This is a genomic window from Agromyces sp. NPDC029043, assembly GCF_055564615.1.
This window is the reverse complement of sequence record NZ_JBVHVX010000009.1, coordinates 140,239-164,103: the sequence shown is the minus strand read 5'-3', so window position 1 is coordinate 164,103 and position 23,865 is coordinate 140,239. Positions and strand designations below refer to the sequence as shown.

Below are 23,865 nucleotides of genomic sequence, written 5' to 3'. Positions count from 1 at the left end.
CTCCCGTTGCCTCATCGCGCCACGAACCTCGCGGTGACGCCCGCGACCTCAACATCCAACCAGACCGCATCGCCGGCCTTGGCGCCCGGGACCTGGCAGGAGGTCGCGGACTGGGCCTGACGGCCGACCCGATCGCCTTCGGTGCCGCACCGGTACGCCGCGGGCAGCCCGTTGTTCGCCGGATCGGCGGTCCACGACCACGTCGTGGTCGCCGCGTCGTACGCGCGACCGGGCAGCGCGAACGTGAGCGTGGGCGACTCCCCCGAGGGCATGGTCTGCGACCACGGGCCGCACGACCCCCACACCGAGCACGAGCGCACCTGGAACCGCGCGGTCTCGCCGAAGGGCCGGTTGAGCAGTTGCCGCAGCCAGCCCGAGCCGCCGAAGTCGGTCGGCGAGCCGATGCGCGTGCCGTCGGCAGCGACGGCGATGATCTGCAGGCGCCGCGTGCCGGCGTCGACGTCGTCGATGTAGCGGTCCCAGGTCTCGGCGTTCAGCCACGCCATGGTGCTCCGGACGTCGACGACCGCACCGGGGGCGGGCCGCACGACGGTGCTCGCGACATCGGTGTGCACGCACCCGGCCCGGTTGTAGCCCCAGACGATGAAGGAGTACCGCGCCGACTCGGTGGCCGTGCCCGCGAACTGCACGCTCGCGGCATCCGGACCAACGCGCACCACCTCGGCGACGACGCCGCCGACGGATGGGGCCGCGACCGTGCCGGGTGCGGGCGAGCTGACCGAGCAGGCCTGGGCGCCGGTGGGCACCGATGACTCGCCCTCGACGAGTCGCTGCACGAAGTAGCCGCCCATCGCATCGCCGTTGCCGTCGAAGGGCGACCACGACACGACGACCGAGCCGGCGACCGCGTCGGCCGAGACCGAGATCTCGCCGGAGACGGGTGAGCCGAACGGCGTGCCGCTCGTGCTCGTCTCTGTCCAGGCGGCGAGCGCGGGGAAGGCACCGTTGCGCGCGCTCACCGTGACGTCGACGGTGCTGCCGTTGACGAGTTCCTGCGACTGCATGGAGCAGAGCGACGCCGTGCAGGCGCGCGACGCCGGGATCTCGACGGGCGAGCCGGCGACGGTGACGACGTAGGACTGGATGTCGCTGCCCGAGCCGACCGGAACCGGCTGCCATTCGACGCGGAGCCGGCCGTCGAGCGGCACGGCGCGCAACCCGGCGGCGGCCGGCGGGATCACGTCGGACCAGACGGGCGTCGGCAGTTCCACGGGATCGGAGAGGCCGATGCCGTTGCGCGCCTGGATGCGGACGTCGACCGCGGCGCCCGGCCCGTTGCCGGGCGTCGGCACGGTGCACGTGGTGGCTACGCACTCGGACACGCGCAGCTCCTCGCCGCCGGACGGGTCGAGCAGGGCGATGCGGTACCCCTCGATGGGCGAGTTGTTCGCGGCGCCCGCCGCGAACGCGAGGTCGATCGCGCCGTCCCGGAACGCCGTCATGCGCGCGTCGGCGATCGGCTCGGGTCGGTCCTGGATCGAGATGGTCGCACTGCCCCACGCGTAGCGGCTGGGATCGCCGGTCGCGTCGGCGACCTGGTACTGGATGGTCGTGTTCACCGGTGCGGCGGTCGGCGACACCGTGATCGCGAGCTGCGAGCGATCGGCGCTCGGCGTGATCGAGACGCCGGCCGGCAGGCTCGCCGCGTCCAGGCCGCGCACTCCGACCACGCGGAGCGGCGTGCCCGGGAAGGGATTGCCGGCGCCGTCGTTGGCGAGCACGTCGACGGTCGTCGTCTGGCCGCGCGGCGCCACTGCGTCGTCGGGGGCCGGCTGGGCCAGCGGTCGGGTGGACGGGACGACCCGCAGCTCGATGCGCCCCGGCGTGCCCTGCACGTCGCCGGCGGCCACGCCGATCGTGATCGTGGCGCGCGTGCCCTGCCGTGTCGACTCCAGTGCGCGGACGCGCAGTTCGTCGCCGTCGAGCACGGCCTCGAACCCCTCGGGCACCGGACCGACGACGCTGTAGCGGAGTTCGGGTCCGTCCTCGTCGGGGCGGCTGGTGAGGCGTTCGAGCTCGATCGAGCGCGTCTGGCCGGGTTCGAACTCGAGCATGCCGCCGGTGAAGGTCGGCGGCTGGCCGGGTTGCGGTCGCACGTCGATGGGGATGACGATCGTCCCGGTGCGCGCCCCGGGGGCGTCGGCCGACTCGCCGTCGGTCACGGTGAAGGAGATCGACGCGGGCCCGAAGTAGCCCTCCTCGCTGCGGAAGCGGATCGTGTCGGCATCGACGACGAGGTCGCTGCCGTCGTCATGCGAGGCTCGCACCGTCGCGGCATCCGTCAGGCGCACCGGGCGACCCGAGGCCGCGACGACGTAGTCCTCGAGGTCGAGGAGGACCTCCTCGCCGGTCGTGACCCGGACCTGGGGCGCGTCGCGCCGCAGCTGCGGCAGCGCGTCGTCACGGCCGGGCACCCAGATGAAGGCGTGGGCGCGCAGGTCGGGGTCGTCGGGGTGGCCGACGGAGAACGGCACGATCCTGCGCCGATCGCGGACCTCGACGCTGATGGTGCCGTCGCCGGCCACGCGAGCGCCGTCCTCGTAGCCGGGCACCAGCGCGACATCGGCGTCGCCGGCGTCGGCGTCGGCGATGAACACGCCCTCGAGCACGTCGACGTCGACGCGTTCCTCGTCGAGCACGTCGACGAGGTTGAGGACGACGTCGGATGCCTCGGGCCGCGCGAGCGGCGCGTCGGCGTCGGCCTCGATCCGCAGGAACGTCGACGCGGAACCGAGCCGTTCGTTCTCGATCGTGTAGATGAAGCCGTACTGGCCCTCCTGGTCGGGCACGTCGACCACCACGGTCTGCCCCTCGATCTCGGCGGTCGCCCCGTCGGTCACGGGCTCCACGGACTCGACGCTCAACGCCGACCCGTCGGGATCCGAGTCGTTCTCGAGCACGCGGACCACGAGGGTGCGGCCCGGGCGCGCCGTGACGACATCCTCGACGGCCACCGGCGAGCGGGCGCCGTCGAGTGCCGGCGCCACGCCGACGCGCACGGTGCCCGTCGCGCGTGCCCCGAGCGCGTCGACGACGGCGTACGAGAACGCGTCGGTCCCGGCCGAGTACTCGCCGGCGCGGTACTCGAGCCAGTCGGGGCCTCGCGCGACGACGGAGCCCCGTTCGGGGTTGGACTCCTGCCCGAGCAGCTGGACCGAGTCGCCGTCGGGGTCGGTGCCTCCGAGCGGGATGGGGATGCGGACGGTGTCGCCCGAGAGGACCCTCGCGGTGGCGGTACGCGGCACCGGCGCCGTGTTGGTCGACACGTCGGCCTCGCGGACGGTGATGCGCACCGGTGCGGTCGCGTACTGGCCGTCGGGTCCCTCGACGCGGTAGACCGCCGTGAACTCGCCGGGCTGGTCGGGCGCGTGGTAGCGCAGACGGTCGCCCGCGGTGAAGAGCAGCCCGGACTGCGGCCCCTCGACGAGGTCGGGGGCGAGGATCAGCTCGTCGCCATCGGGGTGCTGGTCGTTGTCGAGCACCGCGATGTCGATGACGTCGCCCGTCCGGGCCGATGCGCTCTCGCCGGTCGCCACCGGCGGCTGGAGGAGGTCGGGCTCGGGCACCTGGACGACCGTGACCTCTCCCTCGGCCTCGGCGAGGCCGTTGCTCACGCGGTAGCCGAACGTGGCCGAACCCGTCTCGAGCGGCCGCGTGAGCGTGACGCGGAGCACACGATGCTCGACGACCTCGACCCGCACGCCGGGGTCGTCGGGCGCCTCGCCCGTCGCGGTGATGATCAGCACGCCGCCGGTCGGGTCGATGTCGGTGGCGAGCACGTCGACATCCGTGGGCTGGTCGGATCGGAGGAACGCGGTGTGCGGCACGGTGATCGGCGTGGTGTCGCGCGCGGGAGGCGCGGACACCTCGACCCGGACGCGTCCGGTCGCGGTCTGCGCGCCATCCGTCACGGTGTACTCGAGGTAGTGCGTGCGTACGGCCTCGCCGACGAACCGGAACGTGCCGCCGTCGAAGTCGGGCGTGATCCGCGCCTCGGGCTTCGCGGGCACGGCGGACAGCCGCGGCTCGCCCGATCCACCGCGAACGTGCCGCAACGGCTCGAGGACGATCTCCTGGCCGACCGTCGCCAGGGCGACGAACGAGTCGGCGACGAGCGGAGCCTCGCCGACCGCGCGGACGGCCACCTCGAGCGTGCCGACGCCGTCGTCGCGGCCGTCGGACACGACGAGGGAGACCGGCCGGGTCGCCCCCTCGCCGTCGTGCTCGTCGAACTGGACGACGCCGTCGGCGGTGGAGATCACCGTGTCAGGACCGTCCACGCCCGCGGACCGGAGGAACACGGGATCGCCGTCGGGGTCGACCCACTCGCCGAGGACCGGCACGGTGACCCGGCCCGCGACCTCCACGACGGCGCGGCTCTGGCGCACCTGTTGCGGCGGCGCGTTCTCGTCGGGCGCGCGGACCGTCACGGCGACGTTCGCCTGCGCGCTGCCCCCGCGACCGTCGTCGATCGCGTAGCGCACGGCGAACGTGCCGGTCGCCGCGTCGTCGAGGGTGAGCTGCACCTGCTGCCGGTCGGCGACGAGGTCGAGGCGTGCGCCGGGAGGCAGGTCGCCCTCGACGCCCGAGATCACCAGCACGTCGCCGTTGGCGTCGTAGTCGTTGAGCAGCACGGGCATGAGCGTGGACCGGCCGGCACGAGCCCCGAACGCGTCGTCGACCGCGACCGGCGCCACCTGGCTCTTCTCGATCGCCGGCGGTGTGTCGGGGTCGTTCTGCTCGACGGTCTCGTCGTCGCGCTCGATGGCGAGCAGGTCGTCCCAGTTGTCGATCAGGCCGTAGTCGCCGGAGGCCGCCCAGCTCCGCCCCGAGCGGTGGTCGTTGAGGACGAGCGACTCGCCGTTGGCGAGGAACGCGAGCGACGCGCCGCGCAGGGCGCTCTCGAGCTTCGCGTCGTTCCCGGGTCGGTCGCCGCACGCTCGCCAGACCGACCCGTCGCCCCACGCCGCGTGCAGGCACGCACCGTGCCGCACCGGCGTCGCGGGCGCGCCCGAGGCCTCGTCGAACAGCACCACCGGGTCGGACCCGTCGAACGGCACTTCGATGAGGAGCTCGCGCGTGGCCACGACGACGCCGTCGCCGTCGAGCGAGGGCCGCTGCAGCACCGGCTCGTCGGTGTCGTCGACGAGGTCGGAGAGGTCGACCCTGCGATCGCCCTCGAGCTGCAGCAGGCGGCTGCGCTCGTCGAGCACGGCCCATCGTCCGCCGACGGACGTGATCTGGGCCTCGGCGGGCTCCTCCAGCCGGTCGAGCCGCCAGGTCGCGTCGATCGAGTCGGGGTCGTCGACGAGGACCCGCGCGACCTGGCCGGTCGACGGCGTGAAGGCGAGGATGCGGCCCGCGTCGTCGACCGAGACCACCGACTGCCGTCCGAAGGAGAGCGCGGGCTCGTCCTCGCTGTGGAAGGCGCCGAACTCGCCGATGGGCTGCACCCAGAGGCCGCCGTCGGAGGTCACCACGACGTCGTCACCGGTCAGGGCCAGCGCCGCCTCGTCGGGCGGCACCGCGACCGTGTCGGTGACCGTCGACGTCGTGGGGTCGACGATCCCCACGCTCGCGCGGCCCGGATCGAGCACGAGCACCGTCGAGCCCTGCTGGACGACCTCGGCCCGCGTCCCGCCCGTCTCGACCACGGTGTTGAGCTCGAGCAGCGCGGTGTTCGCGCGGCCGACCGATTGCAACGTGTCGTTGGCGACCCAGACGGCCGCATCGCCGAGGTCGACGCGCTGCGCGGTGTAGCCCCCGGATGCCGCCGCGATCCCAGCGACGACCGCCACCACCGTGCCGATCGACGCGCCCGTGATCAGCGCCGAGCGACGCCGACGCCAGATCCCCCGCACGTCCATCACGGAACCTCGACCTCGGCGCACCGCTCGGCGCTCGGCGCGCCCGCTTTGCCGTCACGTGAGACCGTGACGCTGACGCAGACCCGGCCGGGCTCCTCGGCCGTCACCGAGAGGGTCGCCTCGCGCTGCGGCGGCCACTCCCGGCCGTCGACGGTCACGACGTAGGCGTCGCCCTGGCGGAGTCCGCCGGGATCGTCCCAGGAGAAGACCACGGCCGTGCCATCCGTCTCGGCCCTGACGTCGGTGACCACCGGGATGGTGCCGGCGCCGCGGACGAGCGTGAGGAGGCCGGCCCCGACGAGGGCAACGAACACCGCCGCCGCGACCGCGACGCCGATGAGGAGGCGCCGCGTGGTGGGCGGCGCGCCTCCCGCGCGGTTCGAGGCGGAGCCGTGCGAGCGGGAGTCGCCCGTGTGCGCGGACGATCGCGTGACGGTCGCCGACCGGCGCCGACGCCGCCGCGACGATTCGGGACCGACCGTCGAGCCCGCCCCGATGCGGGTTCGCTCGTCGAGGTCGACGGCCGTCGCGATCGCCCAGTCGTCCATCGCGACCTCGAGCGGCGTCTGGGGCAGCGCGAGCTCCTCCTCGACGGCTTGCAGGTCGCGGATGAACTCGAGCGCGCTCGCCTGGCGCGCGGACGGCCGCTTGGACATGGCCCGCGAGAGCACCGCCTCGAGGCTGGCCGGGACGTCGGCGCGGCCCGTGGGCGGAGGCTTCGCCTTCTCGATCCGAGCGACGAGCGCCATCGTGCCGTTGTCTCCGCCGGGCACCTCGAACGGGCTGCGGCCTGCGAGCAGCGAGTACACGGTCGCCCCCAGCGACCAGACCTCGCTCGCCACCGTGCCGGCGACCTCGTCGAGCAGCACCTCGGGCGCCGACCACGGCACCGAGAGGCCGACCGCGTCGCTCGCCTCGGCCTGGCCGAGCGTCGACGCGATGCCGAAGTCGGAGAGCACGGGGTGCCCGTAGGCGGTCGTGAGGATGTTCGACGGCTTGATGTCGCGGTGCAGCACGCCCTGCCGGTGCGCGGTCTCGACCGCGCTGGCGACCCGGACCCCGATCGAGAGCACCTCGGCGATCGGCAGCTGCACCGCGCGGTACCGTTGCCCGAGCGTCGCGGAGCAGTACTCCATGACCAGGTACGGGCGGCCGTCGGCGGCGACGCTCGCCTGGTACACCGTGAGGATCGACGGATGGCTCGACAGCTGCGCCATGAGGTTGGCCTCGGCCTGGAACATCTGCCGCACCTCATCGTTGACGACCTCGGCGAGGAGCACCTTGACGGCGACCAGGCGACGCGGCATGTTCTGCTCGTAGAGGAACACGTCGGCGAAGCCGCCCGATCCGAGCACGCGGATGAACGAGAAGCCGGGCAGGTTCGGCGGCGTTGACGGCAGTCGCCTCGACACGTTCCTCCCAGCGTCGTCGGTGTCCTCGGGTGCGGCGCACCGCCCCCCAATTGTAGGGTCGACGGATGCCTCGCATGCAGGCTGTCCCCAGGCGCTGCCGAGGCCGCGCGTGCGCGCGCCCGGCTCAGGCCCCGGCGGCCTCGGCGTGCTCTCGCCGGACGACCCGCAGCACGTCGACCACGACGACCGTGACGTTGTCGCGGCCGCCGTTGCCGACCGCGGCCTCGACGAGCTGGCGCACCGCCTGCTCGGGCCGGCGGCCGGAGATCAGGAAGTGCCGGATGCCGTAGGAGGTGAGCTCCTTGGTGAGCCCGTCGGAGCAGACGAGCAGCCGCATGCCCTCCTCGAGCGCGATCGCCCGGTAGTCGGGGATCGGTGCCTCGTGGAAGCCGACGGCGCGCGTGATGACGTTCGAGTGCGGGTGCGTGTCGGCCTCCTCGCGCGTGATCTGCCCGGCGTCGACCAGCTCCTGCACGATGGAGTGGTCGACGGTCAGCTGCTCGAGCACGCCGCCGACGAGGCGGTAGACGCGAGAGTCGCCGATGTTGAACACGATCCAGGCGGGTTCGTCGCCGATCACGCCGAGCGCCACGCCGGTGACGGTCGTGCCGCTGCCCTCGTCGGTCACCCCTGCGCCGCGGCCCATGTCCTGGACCGCGAGCCGGAGGGAGCCGTCGATGTCGGCTGTGCCGACCGACGACTTGCCGCCGTGCTCGGCGAGCCGGGTCACGACCGCCGCGCTCGCGAAGTCGCCCGCGGCGTGCCCGCCCATGCCGTCGGCCACGGCGAACACCGGGGCCTGCGCGACGAAGCTGTCCTCGTTGACGGCCCTGCGCAGTCCCGTGTCGGTCGCGGCCGCCCACGAGAGCGTGACCTCGGTGCCGTCGGGCAGGGTCACGGCGTGCCGGCTGTTGCCGTTGCCGATCTGCGTCACGTGGTTCCCCCCTGTCCGTTCCCGGATGTCGCCTCGACGCCGTCGACGGCGGGGAGGATCTCGACGACCGACTCTCCTCCGAGCTCCAGTGTGGTGCCGGGCGTGACCACCAGCGACTCGCCGGGCCGGAGTCGCCGCGTCCCGGTGGCCGAGCGCACCACGGTGCCGTTCGTCGAGCGAAGGTCGGTCGCGACGAGCCGGCGCCCCTCGGCGCGCAGCTCGAGGTGCGTCGACGACACGACGCCGGTCGGCGAGTCGACCCGGACGAGCGACACCGGCCCGGTCGCCACGCGCGGAGCGCTCGGATTGCGGCCGAGGTAGACGGGAACCTCGATCGGCATGGACTCGCCGCCGCCGACGCGGTACCGGGCGACGGCGACGCGCCGGTCGACGGATGCCGCGGCATCCGCTCGCACGTCGTCGTCGGCCGATCCGTCATCCCGATCGTCGTGCGCGCGCAGCCCGGCCGAGATCACGGTGTCGGCTTCGGCGGCGTCGCCGCGGACGTAGCGGATGGTGTCGTCGACCACGATCCGGATGGGCACCGTCGACGGGCCCTCGGCGTTCGGCCGTGCGTCGATCGCTCCGGGCCTGGGCCCGCCCGATGGCGGGCGGTTACCGCTCAGCACCGTGTCGGCATCGGGGTCGCCGGCGACCGGGCCCGAACCGGACGGCATTTCGCGCCACGACCACTCGACCGCCGCCGCACGGAAGGACGCGCGCCGCGACGGCACCGGATCGCCCCGGAGCCCGGCCTGCCGCACCGCCTCGAGCGGCGAGGCCTGGCCTGCGATGCGGACCCTCGTCACGGCGGTGAACTCGGCGAGGTGCCATGGCGTGATGCCGCGCGAGTCCAGCCGACGCGCGCCGCCCGGCGAAGCGAGGTCGACGACGGCGTCGCCGCGCACGATCGCCGTGACGGGGTCGCCGGACTCGGGCCACCAGACGAGCGCGAAGTCGTCGGCACCCTGCGGACCGATGGGGATGCGCGCCACGAGTTCCTCGAGCTCGATCCCGTCGGCCGACGCCGCCTCGGCGAGCGCGGTGAGCACCCGATCGCGGGCCGGCGCGGCGACGGCCGCGATGAAGCGCTCGCCCACGACGGCATCCCACTGCGGCGCATCCGGCTCGACCCTGCTGCGCACCGCTCCGACCACCATGGGGTCCAGTCTGGCACCACGGCGGGCGGTCAGCCGATGCTGCTCATCACGTGCTTGATGCGGGTGTAGTCCTCGAAGCCGTAGTTGGAGAGGTCCTTGCCGTATCCGGAGTGCTTGAACCCGCCGTGCGGCATGTCGGAGACGAACGGGATGTGCGTGTTGATCCAGACGCAGCCGAAGTCCAGGTGCTTGGCGAACCGCATGGCGCGCGCGTGGTCGCGGGTCCACACCGAGGCGGCGAGCGCGTAGTCGACGCCGTTGGCCATGGCGAGCGCCTGTCGCTCCTCGCGGAAGGACTGGACGGTCAGCACCGGACCGAAGACCTCGCGCTGCACGACCTCGTCCTCCTGCCGGAGACCCGTGACGACCGTCGCCTCCCAGAAGTACCCGCGGTCGCCCTGGCGCCGACCCCCCGTCACGATGTCGGCGTGGTCGGGGAGGCGGTCGATGACACCCGACACGTGGGCGAGCTGCGTCGGGTTGTTGAGGGGACCGTAGAACACGCCGTCGGTGCGCGGGCCCCCGGTGCGCGCGTTCGCCCGTGCCGCCTCGACGAGCGCGGAGACCAGGTCGTCGTGCGCGGACTCGTGCACGAGGACGCGGGTGGCGGCGGTGCAGTCCTGGCCGGCGTTGAAGTACGCGGCCGCGACGATGCCCTCCGCGGCCGCGGCGAGGTCGACGTCGTCGAACACGATGGCGGGCGCCTTCCCGCCGAGCTCGAGGTGGACGCGCTTGAGGTCGGCGGCGGCGGCACGAGCGACCTCCATGCCCGCGCGCACCGATCCGGTGATGGCCACCATCCGGGGCGTCGCGTGCTGCAGCAGCGCGGCGCCGGTCGCGCGATCGCCGGTGACGACGTTGAGCACGCCGGCCGGCAGGAACTCGGCCGCGACCTCGGCGAGCTTGAGCGTGGACAGCGGCGTCGTGTCGGAGGGCTTCACGACGACCGTGTTGCCCGCCGCGATGGCCGGCGCGATCTTCCAGACCGCCATGTTGAGCGGATAGTTCCACGGGGTCACCTGGCCGATGACGCCGATGGGCTCGCGGCGGACGAACGACGTGTGGCCGGCGAGGTACTCGGCCGCGGCCCGCCCCTCGAGGTTGCGCGCGGCGCCCGCGAAGAAGCGCAGCTGGTCGACCGACTGGAGGATCTCGTCCGCGACGAGGCTCGCGCGGGGCTTTCCCGTGTCCTGGCACTCGAGATCGGCGAACTCCTCGGCGCGCCGCTCCATGGCGTCGGCGATGCGGAACAGGGCGAGCTGGCGCTCGGCCGGCGTGGTCTGGCCCCACGCCTCGAACGCGCGGCCGGCGGCCGCATACGCGTCGTCGATGTCCGCAGCGGTCGAGATCGGCGCGTGCCCGTACACCTCCTCGGTGGCAGGGTCGACGAGCTCGAGCGCCTCGTCGCCGCGGGCGTCGACGAATCGGCCGTCGATGAAGTTGCGCAGGGTCTGGGGCACGGGGTCCTCCGGGGTGCGGGGTGGGTGCGGGGGTCTGAGATGGCGACCATGTTCGCACACCCGGCGCCCCGGCGGAAGGCTCACTACAATGGAATCAGTTGCGAATCAGCCACGAATCGACGGAATCCCTTGTCATCGGCAAGCCCGACTGTCATGATCGATCGCATGACGAACGCGCCCCGCCCGACGAACCACCGGCCGGTGCAGCTCGACGACGTCTCCAAGGCGATCATCGAGCAGCTCCAGGCCGACGGTCGTCGCTCGTACGCCGACATCGGCAAGGCGGTCGGGCTGAGCGAGGCGGCCGTGCGCCAGCGCGTGCAGCGGCTCACCGAGGCGGGCGTGATGCAGATCGTCGCGGTGACCGATCCGATGCAGCTCGGCTTCACGCGCCAGGCGATGATCGGCATCCGCGCTGCGGGCGACACGCGCGTGCTCGCCGAGGAGCTCGCGGCGATCCCCGAGATCGACTACGTCGTGCTCACCGCGGGCAGCTTCGACCTGCTCGCCGAGGTCGTGTGCGAGAACGACGAGCAGCTCATCACGCTGCTCAACTCCCGCATCCGCGCACTCGACGGCGTGCAGACGACCGAGACGTTCGTCTACCTGAAGCTGCAGAAGCAGTTCTACAACTGGGGCACCCGCTGAGCCGCGGGCCCGCCCCGAAAGGAGATCCCCCATGACCACCCTCGATTCGGCGACCAGCCGCGGCAGCGTCGGCCTCGACGACGCCGCGTTGCAGCAGAAGGCGAAGGACCACCTCTGGATGCACTTCGCGCGTCAGTCGACGATGGAGGAGCACGGCGTCCCGATCATCACACGAGGTCAGGGCCACCACATCTACGACATCCACGGGCGCGAGTACTTCGACGGCCTCTCGGGCCTGTTCGTGGTCAACGCCGGGCACGGGCGCCGCCGCCTCGCCGAGGTCGCGGCCCGGCAGGCCGAGGAGCTGGCGTTCTTCCCGATCTGGTCCTACGCCCACCCCGCCGCGATCGAGCTGGCCGACCGGCTCGCCGGGTACGCACCCGGCGACCTCAACCGCGTCTTCTTCTCGACCGGCGGAGGCGAGGCGGTCGAGACGGCGTTCAAGCTCGCCAAGTACTACTGGAAGCTCAAGGGCCAGCCCACCAAGCACAAGGTCATCTCGCGTGCGGTCGCCTACCACGGCACGCCGCAGGGCGCCCTCGCGATCACCGGCATCCCGGCCATGAAGCAGATGTTCGAGCCCCTCACGCCGGGCGGTTTCCGCGTCCCCAACACGAACTTCTACCGCGCGGCCGACGTCGGCGCCCCGTCCGAGGAGCTCGAGGCCTTCGGCATCTGGGCCGCCAACCGCATCGAGGAGATGATCCTGTTCGAGGGCCCGGAGACGGTCGCGGCGGTCTTCCTCGAGCCGGTGCAGAACTCGGGCGGGTGCTTCCCGCCCCCTCCCGGTTACTTCCAGCGGGTGCGCGAGATCTGCGACCAGTACGACGTGCTCCTCGTCTCCGACGAGGTCATCTGCGCCTTCGGCCGGATCGGCCACATGTTCGCGTGCGACGCCTACGGCTACGTTCCCGACATGATCACGTGCGCGAAGGGCATGACGTCGGGCTACTCCCCCATCGGCGCCACGATCATCTCGGAGAAGATCTACGAGCCGTTCAAGACGGGCACGACCTCGTTCTACCACGGGTACACGTTCGGCGGGCACCCGGTCTCGGCCGCGGTCGCGCTCGAGAACCTCGACATCTTCGAGGAGGAGGGCCTGAACGAGCGGGTACGCGAGAACTCGCCGCTCTTCCGGGCCGAGCTCGAGAAGCTGCTCGACATCCCGATCGTCGGCGACGTGCGCGGTGACGGGTACTTCTTCGGCATCGAGCTGGTGAAGGACAAGGCCACGCGCGAGACCTTCAACGACGAGGAGTCCGAGCACCTGCTCCGCGGCTTCCTCTCCAAGGCGCTCTACGATGCCGGGCTCTACTGCCGCGCCGACGACCGCGGCGACCCCGTCATCCAGCTCGCGCCGCCGCTGACCATCGGCGTGCCCGAGTTCCAGGAGATCGAGCAGATCCTGCGCGGGGTGCTCACCGAGGCGACGAACCGCGCGGCGGAGTTCCGCGGGCACCGCCACGGCGGCGAGCACCTGCTGGTGCCCGCGCGCGTCTGATCGCCGGAAGGGCCGGGGTCGGGGGGCGCGTCGCGCCACCCGGCCCCGGCCCGTCGCATTCGCGCCGCGTCACCGGGCGCGGCCGGCGGCCGACGGGATCGCCGGGCTGAACGCCCACTCGGGCATGGCCCCGCTGCCGATGAACCGGTGCAGCAGCCCGCCCATGGTGAGATCCGGGTCGGCCTCGAGGGCCGCCTCGACGAGCGCGCCCGCCGACGAGCCCCGGCCGAGCGCCCAGGCGAGCCATCCGGCGACGCAGGCCGCCCCGGCTCGTTCGGGCGCCGGCGAGTTCGCGATGGCGACGACGAGCGTCTCGAGTGCGCGTTCGATGCGGTCCACGTCGGGACGCACGCTCGCATGCCCGAGCAGGAGCCTCGAGAGGAACGCCTCGGTCGACTCCCCTGCCTCACCCGGGTCACGATTCACCTCGGGGCCGATCGCATCGCCGCGGTGCGCGTCCTCCGCGGCGTCCAGGGCCAGCTCGCCGATGACGGGTCCGAACGCGACCTGCAGCATCATGGCATCGCGGAACACCGGACACGCGGCGAGGTGCACCAGCCAGGCGAGCATCTCGGGCGACCGCCCTGCGTTCCCACGGGCGAGCAGTTCGCCGGCCACCAGCGGATCCAGCGCGTCGCCGATGACGTCATCGAGGTCGAGGAGCGCCTCGGGCACCGGCACGGCCGGGTCATCGCCGACTCCATGATCGTCCTCCGCGACGACGTCGAACCCGGGGGCCCGAAGCGAGGCGAGCACGTCGTCGATGCGGCGGGCGAGCGCCGGATCGGCCTCGGGGATGCGGACGAGCGCCGCGGCGGACTCCGCGGGATCGCGCACCGCCTCGGGATGGCGCGTGACCGGGCTGGCGTCGACGAGCTCGAGGGAGCGGCCGCCCTCGGGCAGCGCGTCGTCGAGCAGCGAGCCCCAGCCGTCCGCCGCGACGCAGAGGGCGTCGCGCACCAGGAAGCCGGCCGCCTCGGCCTGCCGGACCAGGTGCTCGAGGAGCGCGCGCTCCGGCATCCCGCCGGCGAACGATTCGTCGGTGTAGGCGATGGGCACCGCCGCATCGACGTGGACCATGCGGCAGAGGGTCCCGACCAGCGCGGTGACGAGGGCATCACGGCCGGCCGCGCCGTGGGGCAGGTCGTGTCGGAACACACCTGCGGTGCGGTTGCCCTCGAACGCCACGCACAGCAGGGAACGGGAGGGGCGGTAGCCCACGAGGGTCGGGATGAGGGCGAGGAAGTCGTGCGCCGCACTGGCGCGGATGATCGTCGTCATCCCGGAAGCGTCGCGGACCGGATGGGCTCCCTCGATCGTCGGCGCAACCGCGTGCCGAGTCGGTCGACCCCCGGGGCGTGTGGAGGACGGGTGGAGGCGAGGCGCGGTCGACTCGTCCTCGACATGTCCGGTTCCGTCCCACCTTCCGCAGTGTCCGATTCCCGCCAGTCCATGACGGAGGCCGAGGCTACCCTCGAAGCATGACCTCCCCATACCTCCTCCGCTTCGAGAGCCCCGTCGGGCGCATCGAACTCCTCGCCGACGAGGAGCGGCTCACCGCCCTGACGATGGAACGCGACGGGACGCTCCCCCACGACGACTTCCCCGAGCGCCCGAACGCCGTGCTGGAGTCGGCGCGCGACCAGCTCCTCGAGTACTTCGCGGGCGCCCGCACGAGCTTCGACATCCCCGTCCGGCTGGTGGGCACGCCGTTCCAGCAGGCGGTGTGGGGTGAACTCGCCCGCCTCGGGTGGGGCGAAGCCACGTCCTACGGCGCGCTCGCGGCCGCGGTCGGGCGGCCCGGTTCGGCGCGTGCGATCGGGGGTGCCGTCGGCGCAAACCCGGTGCCCATCATCGTCGGCTGCCATCGCGTCCTCGCCTCCGACGGGCGCATCACCGGCTACTCGGGCGGCGAGGGCGTTCCCACCAAGCTGTGGCTGCTGGCCCACGAGCGCATCGGCTTCGCCGCGTGAGCGGCCCGACCCGCCCCGAGGTCGTCGTCGGCGACGACGGCGTGGCACGCTGCGCCTGGGGCGCCTCCGATCCGGAGTACCGCCGCTACCACGATGAGGAATGGGGCAGGCCGCAGCACGATCCGACCCGCCTCTACGAGAAGCTGTGCCTCGAGGGGTTCCAGGCCGGGCTCTCGTGGATCACCATCCTCCGGCGGCGGCAGGCGTTCCGCGAGGTGTTCCACGGATTCGACCCCGAACGGGTCGCGGCCATGACCGAAGCCGACGTGGAGCGGCTGCTCGGCGATGCGCGCATCATCCGGCACCGCGGCAAGATCGAGGCGACCATCGCGAACGCGCGCGCAACGCTCGCACTCGACCGACCGCTCGACGAACTGCTCTGGGGCTTCGCTCCCCCGCCGCGCGGAGCCGCTCCCGTCTCGTTCACCGAGGTGCCCGCCACGACGCCGGAATCGGCGGCCATGAGCCGGGCCCTCCGCACGCACGGCTTCCGCTTCGTCGGCCCGACGACCATGTACGCCCTGATGCAGTCGACCGGAATGGTCGACGATCACCTCGCCGGGTGCTTCCGCGCGGCGGGCGGGCCCACGTCGGCGGTCGCCTGAGCGACCGGGGCTCCGATCAGGCGACGAGTTCGAGCTCGTGCGCCGCAGTTCCCGGCGATCCGAGCTCGAGCCCGAACCCGCGGGTGCGCGCCCACTCGATGAGATCATCGCGGTCGCCGAGCTCCGGGCGATCCTCGAGCAGTGCGCGGGTGAAGAGCCCCTTCGTGCGCTTGTTGAAGTGGTTCAGCGCCCGGCGGCGACCCGTCCCATCGACCGAGACCACCCGGATGAAGACCGCATCGTCGCGCGTCGGCACCGGCCCGAGCTCCACGTATCCCTCCGAACGCAGGTCGACGATGAGCCCCGGGACGGCGTCGAGCTCGGCGGCGATCGGCCCGCGCCACAGCGCCTTGAGCCGCACCCCCGGAAGCCGCGAGTCGTGCGAGAGCCGGTACGCGGGAATGGGGTCGCCCGCGCCGACCAACCCGAACAGGGCCGAATGCACCGCGAGGTGCCGTGCCGCATACGCCCGCGCATCCTCGTCGAGCGTCGGAGCGTCGAGTGCGTCGTAGAGCACACCGGTGTACCGGTCGACCGCCGGCATCGTGGCCGCCTCACCGAGGCGCCGATTCCGGTCGACCTCGGCCGCCTGCCGAGGACCGAGCCTCAGTGCCCGCATCATGGCGTCGGCGTCGGCCGCCAGCCCCGAAAGGGCCTCGAGCGCCGCGCGGCGCGGCTCGATGAGGCCGGGGAATGTGAGCCCGACGAGGCTCAGCGCGGGACCGTCCCCACCGTCGCGCTTGGTCTCGGAGGGCGGCAGCAGGACCAGCACTACGCGGCGATGAAGGCCAGCGCGGCCTCGACGTTCGTGCCGAGCGACTGCGCGCTGTCGATGGTGACTCGCGGCAGGGCCGAAGACGGGCCGGTCCACGGAGCGTAGCCCTCGAGGCTCTGCTCCACGGCCCGCCACGTCGTCTCGTCGAGGTGCGGAAGGTTCCGCTCGCGCTTCTCGAGCCGCGCCCGGTGCACCCCGGCATCGGAGCAGACCACCTCGATGACGCGCAACCGGACGTCGGACCGCTCCGCCAGGTCGCGCCACTGGAGACGCGCCGACTCCGCGGCGTTGACCGCGTCGACGATCACGGTGCGGCCGGAGTCGAGCTCCTTCTCGGCGATCTGCTCGGCGACGAGGTACGCCGCGAGTCCAGTGGGCTGATCGGCGTCGATACCCGCTCGGAGGATCGCCGATTCGATCGGATCGACCGACACGACCGTGGCGCCGAGGCGGGCGCCGACGATCTCACCGATCGTCGACTTGCCCGCGCCCGGCAACCCGGCCATGACGATGAGCTGGGTGACGCTCAGGTCGCCGAACTGGCGGTCGAACGGCTGCTCCCCCTGCATCCGCGTCCTCTCAGGCGAGTGCGGCCCGCGAGGCCACGACCTGCACGGCGTCGGACTGCACCGAGAGGAAGCCGTCCTCCGCGTTCGCGGTGATCTTCTCGCCGCCCGGCAGGGTGACGCGCACCTCGCCGCCGGCGAGGATGGCCAGCATGGGCTCGTGACCCGGCAGGATGCCGATCTCGCCTTCGACCGTGCGCGCCACCACCATGGCCGCCTCGCCCGACCAGACCTCCTGGTCGGCCGAGACGACGCTCACGTTGAGGGCGGCCATGATCAGCCGTTCTCCTTCTGGATCTTCGCCCACTTCTCCTCGACGTCGGAGATCGGGCCGACGTTGAAGAAGGCCTGCTCGGCGACGTGGTCGAAGTCACCACGGGCGATCGCGTCGAACGACTCGATGGTGTCCTTCAGCGGGACGGTCGAACCCTCGACGCCCGTGAACTTCTTCGCCATGTAGGTGTTCTGCGAGAGGAACTGCTGGATGCGGCGCGCACGCGACACCGTGATCTTGTCCTCCTCGGAGAGCTCGTCGACACCGAGGATCGCGATGATCTCCTGCAGCTCCTTGTTCTTCTGGAGGATCTGCTTGACGGTCGTCGCCACGCGGTAGTGGTCCTCGCCCAGGTAGCGGGGGTCGAGGATGCGCGAGGTCGAGGTCAGCGGGTCGACCGCGGGGTAGAGACCCTTCGACGCGATCTCACGCGAGAGCTCGGTCGTCGCGTCGAGGTGCGCGAAGGTCGTCGCGGGCGCGGGGTCGGTGTAGTCGTCGGCGGGCACGTAGATCGCCTGCAGCGAGGTGATCGAGTGGCCGCGCGTCGAGGTGATGCGCTCCTGCAGGATGCCCATCTCGTCGGCGAGGTTCGGCTGGTAGCCCACCGCGGAGGGCATGCGGCCGAGCAGGGTCGACACCTCGGAACCCGCCTGCGTGAAGCGGAAGATGTTGTCGATGAAGAGGAGCACGTCCTGCTTCTGCACGTCGCGGAAGTACTCCGCCATGGTGAGTGCCGAGAGGGCGACGCGCAGACGCGTCCCCGGCGGCTCGTCCATCTGGCCGAAGACGAGGGCGGTCTTGTCGAAGACGCCCGCCTCCTCCATCTCGTGGATGAGGTCGTTGCCCTCACGCGTGCGCTCACCGACACCGGCGAACACCGAGACACCGCCGTGGTCCTGCGCGACGCGCTGGATCATCTCCTGGATGAGGACGGTCTTGCCGACGCCCGCACCGCCGAACAGGCCGATCTTGCCACCCTGCACGTACGGCGTGAGCAGGTCGATGACCTTGATGCCGGTCTCGAAGAGCTGCGTCTTCGACTCGAGCTGGTCGAAGCTCGGCGGCTTGCGGTGGATCGGCCAGCGCTCGGTGATCTCGACCTGCTCGCCCGGCTCGGCGTTGAGGACATCGCCGATGACGTTGAACACCTTGCCCTTGGTCACGTCGCCGACGGGAACCGAGATGGGCGCGCCGGTGTCGTGCACCTCCTGGCCGCGCACGAGCCCGTCGGTGGGCTTCAGCGCGATCGCGCGGACGAGGTCGTCGCCGAGGTGCTGCGCGACCTCGAGCGTGAGCTCGGTCGCCGCCTCGCCGATCGTGATCGTGGTCTTCAGCGCGTTGTAGATGTCGGGGATCGAGTCGTGCGGGAACTCGATGTCGACGACCGGGCCGGTCACGCGGGCGATACGGCCCGCGGCGCCCGTCTGGCTCGGGACTGGCGCGATGGCGGTGTCAGTCATGTTCTCTTCCTTCTGGATGAATCTTGGCTACTTGGAGGAGGAGAGCGCGTCGGCTCCACCCACGATTTCAGCGATCTGCTGCGTGATCTCGGACTGGCGCGCCTCGTTGGCCAGGCGCGTGTAGTCGGTGATCAGCTTGTCGGCGTTGTCGGTCGCCGACTTCATGGCCTTCTGCGTGGCCGCGTGCTTCGCGGCGGCGGACTGCAGCATGGCGTTGAAGATGCGGCTCTCGATGTAGACCGGGAGCAGTCCGTCGAGGACCGTCTCGGCATCGGGCTCGAACTCGTACAGCGGGAAGACCTCGGCCCTGCCGGACGGAGTGGCCTCCTCCTCGGCCTCGACGACCTCGAGCGGAAGCAGTCGCGTGACGACCGGCACCTGGGTGATGCGGCTCACGAACCGGTTGTAGACGATGTGGATCTCGTCGACGCCGCCGTCGGCGGAGTCGCGCAGGAACGCTTCGAGGACCGCGTCGGCGACCTCCTGGGCCGTCTCGAACTCGGGGTTGTCGGTCCCGCCGATCCAGCTGCGCTCGTAGTCGCGGCGCCGGAACGTGAAGTAGCCCACCGACTTGCGGCCGATGAGGAAGTACACGACGTCCTTGCCCTGGCTGCGGAGCAGCTCGGCGAGCTCCTCCGCCTCACGGAGGACCTGCGAGTTGAACGCGCCGGCGAGGCCGCGGTCGGACGTGAAGATCACGATCGCCGCGCGGTCGACCCGCTCGGGCTCGGTGGTCAGCACGTGCGAGACGTTCGAGTAGCTCGCCACCGCCGACACCGCGCGGGTGATCGCGTCGGAGTACGGCGTCGACGCGGCGACGCGCGCCTGCGCCTTCTGGATCCGCGAGGCGGAGATGAGCTCCATCGCTCGCGTGATCTTCTTGGTCGTCTGCGCCGACTTGATCTTCTGGCGGTAGACCCGAAGCTGCGCTCCCATGTTTCTCCTGTGTCCTGGGTTCCTGCCCCTGAGGCTCCCGGTGCCGCGGCCGGTCCGGCCGGTTCCCCGAGAGCCTCAGGGAACGCAAGGAATCGACTAGCGACGGCCCTTGACGATCTTCTCCTGCACGACCTCGTCCTCGCCGATCGCCTCGAACTGCTCGCTGCCGACCGACGCGAGCGGCTTGCCCTCGCCCGTCTGGAACTCGAGCTTGAACTTGTCGATCTCGGACTCGAGCGTCGCGACGTTCTCGTCGCTCAGGACGTTCGTGTCGCGGAGCTCGGCGAGCACCGTCGTGTTGCGGCCGAGGTAGTCGAGGAGCTCGCGCTCGAAGCGCAGGATGTCCTCGACGGGAACCTCGTCGAGCTTGCCGTTGGTGCCGGCCCAGATCGAGACGACCTGCTCCTCGACGGGGTACGGCGAGTACTGCGGCTGCTTGAGCAGCTCGGTCAGGCGCGCACCGCGCTCGAGCTGACGACGGCTCGCCGCGTCGAGGTCGGACGCGAACATCGCGAACGCCTCGAGCGAGCGGTACTGGGCGAGCTCGAGCTTGAGCGTGCCCGAGACCTTCTTGATCGACTTGACCTGCGCGTCGCCGCCGACGCGCGAGACCGAGATGCCGACGTCGACCGCGGGACGCTGGTTGGCGTTGAACAGGTCGGACTGGAGGAAGATCTGGCCGTCGGTGATCGAGATCACGTTCGTCGGGATGTAGGCCGAGACGTCGTTCGCCTTCGTCTCGATGATCGGCAGGCCGGTCATCGAACCCGCACCGAGCTCGTCGGAGAGCTTCGCGCAGCGCTCGAGGAGCCGCGAGTGCAGGTAGAAGACGTCGCCCGGGTAGGCCTCGCGGCCCGGCGGGCGGCGCAGCAGCAGCGAGACGGCGCGGTAGGCCTCGGCCTGCTTCGACAGGTCGTCGAAGATGATCAGGACGTGCTTGCCGGCGTACATCCAGTGCTGGCCGATGGCCGAGCCGGTGTACGGCGCGAGGTACTTGAAGCCGGCGGGGTCGGACGCGGGAGCGGCGACGATGGTCGTGTACTCCATCGCGCCGGCATCCTCGAGCGCGCCCTTCACCGAGGCGATGGTCGAGCCCTTCTGGCCGATCGCGACGTAGATGCAGCGGACCTGCTTGGTCGGGTCGCCCGACTCCCAGTTCGCCTTCTGGTTGATGATCGTGTCGATCGCGATGGCGGTCTTGCCGGTCTGGCGGTCGCCGATGATGAGCTGGCGCTGGCCGCGGCCGACCGGGATCATCGCGTCGATCGCCTTGATGCCGGTCTGCAGCGGCTCGTGCACCGACTTGCGCTGCATGACGCCGGGCGCCTGGAGCTCGAGCGCGCGACGGCCCTCGGTCGCGATCTCGCCGAGGCCGTCGATCGGGGCGCCGAGCGGGTCGACGACGCGGCCGAGGTAGCCCTCGCCCACGGGCACCGAGAGGACCTCGCCCGTGCGGGTCACCTCCATGCCCTCCTCGATGCCGGTGAACTCGCCGAGCACGACGACACCGATCTCGTCCTCGTCGAGGTTCAGCGCGAGGCCCAGCGTGCCGTCGGCGAAGCGGACGAGCTCGTTCGCCATGACCGAGGGCAGGCCCTCGACATGGGCGATGCCGTCGGCCGCGTCGGTCACGTAGCCGACCTCGGTCTTCTGCGCCGCGCCCGGCTCGTACGCCTGGGCGAACTCCGAGAGAGCCGAACGGATCTCGTCGGGGCTGATGGAGAGTTCTGCCATTGCCATTTCCTTAGCTTCTGGATGTCGCGGCGCGGGACGCCGGTCGTTGTCGTCCGGCGTCAGCCGGCAAGCTTCTGCCTCAGGTCGTTGAGGCGGCTGGCGACGCTGCCGTCGATGACGTCGTCGCCGATCTGCACCCGGACTCCGCCGAGGACCGCGGGGTCCACGATGGCGTCGAACCGGATGCGGCGACCGGCTCGGGCCCCGAGCGTCTGCTCGAGGCGGGCGATCTGGTCGTCGGTCAGCGGCACCGCGGACGTCACGGTCGCGACGTCGAACCCGCGCTGGTCGGCGACCACGGATGCCGCCTCGCGGAGCATGCCGCCGATGCGACGGCCCCGAGGCGACTGCACCAGGTGCCGCACGATGAGCACCGTCGCGGGCGAGGCGACCGGGCCCAGGAGGCGCTCGACCAGCTTCACCTTGGCGTCGGTCGAACCGAGCTTCGACCCGAGCGCGAGCTCGAGCTCGGCGTCGGAAGCCACCGTGCGCTGGAAGGCGTACAGCTGGGCGTCGACCTCGGCGTCACCGGCGGCGTCGGCCGCGACCCGGAGGCCGAGCTCCTCGAGTCCGTCGAGGAAGTCGGACGCCGAGGACCACCGCTGCGACGCCGCGCTCGCGAGGAGCGTGACGGCCGCCGGCGCGATCCTGCCGCCGAACACGCGCTCGAGGAGCGAGCGCTTCTCGGCGGGATCGGCCTCGTTGTCGGTGAGCGCCGTCCGCAGCTGCGGCGTCGCGGCGATCACCCGGGTCGCGGCGAGGAGGTCGCCGGCGACCGGGAGTTCGGCCCGGCCGACCGCCGCGAGCTCGGCTCGCGTGCCGGCCAGGGCCTCTCTCGTTGCGCTGCCCATGGGTTACTTCGTCCTCCCTGCGGCGGCCTGATCGGACGCCTGGAGGTCGGCGAGGAAGCGGTCCACGACGGCCTTGGCCTTCGCATCGTCGGAGAGCGACTCTCCGACGACACCCGACGCGAGGTCGATGGCGATGGTGCCGACCTCGGAGCGGAGCGACACGAGCGCCGCCTGGCGCTCGGCCTCGATCTGCGCCTGGGCGGTCGCGGTCACCCGCGCCGCCTCGGTCGTCGCCTGCTCCTTGGCCTCGGCGACGATCTTCTTGCCGTCTTCGCGGGCCGTCTCGCGGATGCGTCCGGCCTCGGCGCGGGCGTCGGCGAGCTGCGCGGTGTACTCCTCGAGCGCGGCCTCGGCCTTGCGCTGGGCCTCGTCGGCCTTCGCGATGTTGCCCTCGATGGCGTCGGCGCGCTCATCGAGCAGCTTCTGCATGCGCGGGAGCACGTACCGCCAGAAGAACACGAGGATGACGACGAAGCAGACCGCCGACCAGACGATGTCGTAGGTCGCCGGGAGGACCGGGTTCGGCGCCGCCTCGTGACCCTCCTCAGCAGCCCTGAGTACTGCGTGAAGCACAGTGGCCTCCTAACTCGCTGCGAAAGGGATCAGACGAAGATGAAGTAGGTCGCGATACCGATGAAGGCGAGCGCCTCGGTGAAGGCGATGCCGATCCACATCAGCACCTGGAGGCGACCGGCGAGCTCGGGCTGGCGAGCCACGCCCTCGATGGTCTTGCCGACGACGATGCCCACGCCGATGGCCGGGCCGATGGCGGCGAGGCCGTAGCCGACCGTCGCGATGTTGCCGTTGATCTCAGCGAGAACGGTGGTTGCGTCCACGTTGGGGTTTCCTTTCCTGGGGTTTCGTTCGGGCGGATGCCCTGGTTCAGTGCTCCTCCGCCACCGCGAGCTGGATGTAGACCGCGGTGAGGAGCGTGAAGACGTAGGCCTGCAGGACGGCGACCAGCACCTCGAACAGCGTGAACACGAGGCCGAAGGCCAGCGTGCCCGCGCCGAGCAGGGTGTACCAGCCGCCGAGCGTGAAGACGAAGAACTGCGTCGCCGCGAAGAAGAGCACGAGCAGCAGGTGGCCGACGATCATGTTCATCATGAGTCGCAGCGTCAGCGTGACGGGGCGGATGATGAACGTCGAGATGAGCTCGATGGGCGTGACGATGATGTACACCGGCCACGGGACGCCCGACGGGAAGAGGGAGTTCTTGAAGAAGTTGCCGGGGCTCTGCTTGATGCCCGCGTAGATGAAGGTGACGTACGAGACGATCGCGAGCACGAGCGGAACGCCGATGACCGACGTGCCGGCGATGTTGAGCCCCGGGATGACGCCGGTGATGTTCATGAACAGCACCAGGAAGAAGATGGTGGTCAGGATCGGCAGGAACCGCTTGCCGTCCTTCTTGCCGAGCAGGTCGTCGGCGACGTTCACCCGGACGAGGTCGAGGCCCATCTCGACGAGGCTCTGGAACCGGCCGGGCACGACGCGCATGCGGCGCGTGCCGAGCCAGAAGACGAGCAGGAGCGCGATCACCGCGATCCACCGGACCAGGATGATCCGGTTGATCTCGAACGGGGTGTCGACGAACAGGAACGGGTCCGGGAAGAACTCCTCGATCGACGGCCCGTGGAATTCACCATCATCGGTTGCAGTCGGAACCAGCAGGTTCACAGCGT

The 23,865-nt window shown here is 71.5% G+C and carries 20 protein-coding genes; 4 read left to right on the top strand and 16 right to left on the bottom strand.

Going from position 1 to position 23,865, the window contains the following annotated elements:
- Window positions 1-11: 11 nt before the first annotated feature.
- From ACZ4TW_RS13275 to ACZ4TW_RS13255, 5 genes are all read right to left on the bottom strand, one after another.
- The gene (locus ACZ4TW_RS13275) at window positions 12-5,888 is read right to left on the bottom strand and encodes an Ig-like domain-containing protein (protein WP_465543200.1); all 5,877 of its coding nucleotides are present in this window, start codon (window positions 5,886-5,888) and stop codon (window positions 12-14) included.
- Window positions 5,888-7,300: a serine/threonine-protein kinase gene (locus ACZ4TW_RS13270; protein ID WP_465543199.1), complete on the bottom strand. Its 1,413-nt coding sequence runs from the start codon at window positions 7,298-7,300 to the stop codon at window positions 5,888-5,890. Before ACZ4TW_RS13270 ends, ACZ4TW_RS13275 begins: the two co-directional genes overlap by 1 nt.
- Window positions 7,301-7,424: 124 nt before the next feature.
- The gene (locus tag ACZ4TW_RS13265; protein WP_465543198.1) at window positions 7,425-8,234 is read right to left on the bottom strand and encodes a PP2C family protein-serine/threonine phosphatase; all 810 of its coding nucleotides are present in this window, start codon (window positions 8,232-8,234) and stop codon (window positions 7,425-7,427) included.
- Window positions 8,231-9,394, bottom strand: a complete 1,164-nt coding sequence (locus ACZ4TW_RS13260) for an FHA domain-containing protein (protein WP_465543197.1) — start codon at window positions 9,392-9,394, stop codon at window positions 8,231-8,233. Before ACZ4TW_RS13260 ends, ACZ4TW_RS13265 begins: the two co-directional genes overlap by 4 nt.
- 29 nt (window positions 9,395-9,423) lie before the next feature.
- Entirely contained in the window at window positions 9,424-10,854 is a 1,431-nt protein-coding gene (locus ACZ4TW_RS13255) for an aminobutyraldehyde dehydrogenase (protein ID WP_465543196.1), read from the bottom strand.
- Window positions 10,855-11,019: 165 nt separating this feature from the next.
- Between ACZ4TW_RS13255 and ACZ4TW_RS13250 the strand changes: the two genes are divergently transcribed.
- Window positions 11,020-11,502: an Lrp/AsnC family transcriptional regulator gene (locus tag ACZ4TW_RS13250; protein WP_465543195.1), complete on the top strand. Its 483-nt coding sequence runs from the start codon at window positions 11,020-11,022 to the stop codon at window positions 11,500-11,502.
- Window positions 11,503-11,533: 31 nt separating this feature from the next.
- Window positions 11,534-13,006, top strand: coding sequence for an aspartate aminotransferase family protein (locus ACZ4TW_RS13245; RefSeq protein WP_465543194.1), 1,473 nt, complete (start codon window positions 11,534-11,536; stop codon window positions 13,004-13,006).
- Between the two features lie 69 nt (window positions 13,007-13,075).
- On the opposite strand, the gene ACZ4TW_RS13240 is transcribed toward ACZ4TW_RS13245, so the two are convergent.
- Complete coding sequence (locus ACZ4TW_RS13240) at window positions 13,076-14,287, bottom strand: DUF4192 family protein (RefSeq protein WP_465543193.1); 1,212 nt, start codon at window positions 14,285-14,287, stop codon at window positions 13,076-13,078.
- A 200-nt stretch (window positions 14,288-14,487) separates the two neighbouring features.
- Here ACZ4TW_RS13240 and ACZ4TW_RS13235 point away from each other — a divergent pair, with 200 nt between their 5' ends.
- Together ACZ4TW_RS13235 and ACZ4TW_RS13230 are read left to right on the top strand one after the other, a co-directional pair.
- Complete coding sequence (locus ACZ4TW_RS13235) at window positions 14,488-14,979, top strand: methylated-DNA--[protein]-cysteine S-methyltransferase (protein WP_465543192.1); 492 nt, start codon at window positions 14,488-14,490, stop codon at window positions 14,977-14,979.
- A complete protein-coding gene (locus ACZ4TW_RS13230; protein ID WP_465543191.1) occupies window positions 14,976-15,584 on the top strand; it encodes a DNA-3-methyladenine glycosylase I in 609 nt (202 codons plus the stop codon). Before ACZ4TW_RS13235 ends, ACZ4TW_RS13230 begins: the two co-directional genes overlap by 4 nt.
- A gap of 16 nt (window positions 15,585-15,600) precedes the next feature.
- Here ACZ4TW_RS13230 and ACZ4TW_RS13225 read toward each other — a convergent pair whose 3' ends face one another.
- The 10 genes from ACZ4TW_RS13225 to atpB form a co-directional block, all read right to left on the bottom strand.
- On the bottom strand, window positions 15,601-16,356 hold the full coding sequence (locus ACZ4TW_RS13225; RefSeq protein WP_465543190.1) for a YaaA family protein: 756 nt from the start codon (window positions 16,354-16,356) through the stop codon (window positions 15,601-15,603).
- Complete coding sequence (locus ACZ4TW_RS13220) at window positions 16,356-16,928, bottom strand: P-loop nucleotide/nucleoside kinase family protein (RefSeq protein ID WP_465543189.1); 573 nt, start codon at window positions 16,926-16,928, stop codon at window positions 16,356-16,358. The genes ACZ4TW_RS13225 and ACZ4TW_RS13220 overlap by 1 nt, the downstream gene beginning before the upstream one ends.
- A 10-nt stretch (window positions 16,929-16,938) precedes the next feature.
- On the bottom strand, window positions 16,939-17,199 hold the full coding sequence (locus ACZ4TW_RS13215) for a F0F1 ATP synthase subunit epsilon (protein ID WP_067947101.1): 261 nt from the start codon (window positions 17,197-17,199) through the stop codon (window positions 16,939-16,941).
- Between the two features lie 2 nt (window positions 17,200-17,201).
- On the bottom strand, window positions 17,202-18,659 hold the full coding sequence (gene atpD / locus ACZ4TW_RS13210) for a F0F1 ATP synthase subunit beta (RefSeq protein ID WP_465543188.1): 1,458 nt from the start codon (window positions 18,657-18,659) through the stop codon (window positions 17,202-17,204).
- 27 nt (window positions 18,660-18,686) lie between these two features.
- Window positions 18,687-19,595: a F0F1 ATP synthase subunit gamma gene (locus ACZ4TW_RS13205; protein WP_465543187.1), complete on the bottom strand. Its 909-nt coding sequence runs from the start codon at window positions 19,593-19,595 to the stop codon at window positions 18,687-18,689.
- A 96-nt stretch (window positions 19,596-19,691) separates the two neighbouring features.
- Entirely contained in the window at window positions 19,692-21,329 is a 1,638-nt protein-coding gene (atpA, locus tag ACZ4TW_RS13200) for a F0F1 ATP synthase subunit alpha (RefSeq protein ID WP_465543186.1), read from the bottom strand.
- Between the two features lie 59 nt (window positions 21,330-21,388).
- Complete coding sequence (locus tag ACZ4TW_RS13195; RefSeq protein WP_465543185.1) at window positions 21,389-22,180, bottom strand: F0F1 ATP synthase subunit delta; 792 nt, start codon at window positions 22,178-22,180, stop codon at window positions 21,389-21,391.
- A 3-nt stretch (window positions 22,181-22,183) separates the two neighbouring features.
- Window positions 22,184-22,753 carry a F0F1 ATP synthase subunit B gene (locus ACZ4TW_RS13190; protein ID WP_465543184.1) on the bottom strand — a complete coding sequence of 190 codons (570 nt, stop codon included), beginning with the start codon at window positions 22,751-22,753 and terminating at the stop codon, window positions 22,184-22,186.
- Window positions 22,754-22,782: 29 nt separating this feature from the next.
- Window positions 22,783-23,016 carry an ATP synthase F0 subunit C gene (gene atpE / locus ACZ4TW_RS13185; RefSeq protein WP_022888426.1) on the bottom strand — a complete coding sequence of 78 codons (234 nt, stop codon included), beginning with the start codon at window positions 23,014-23,016 and terminating at the stop codon, window positions 22,783-22,785.
- Window positions 23,017-23,062: 46 nt separating this feature from the next.
- Window positions 23,063-23,860 carry a F0F1 ATP synthase subunit A gene (gene atpB / locus ACZ4TW_RS13180; protein WP_465543183.1) on the bottom strand — a complete coding sequence of 266 codons (798 nt, stop codon included), beginning with the start codon at window positions 23,858-23,860 and terminating at the stop codon, window positions 23,063-23,065.
- Between the last annotated feature and the right edge of the window lie 5 nt (window positions 23,861-23,865).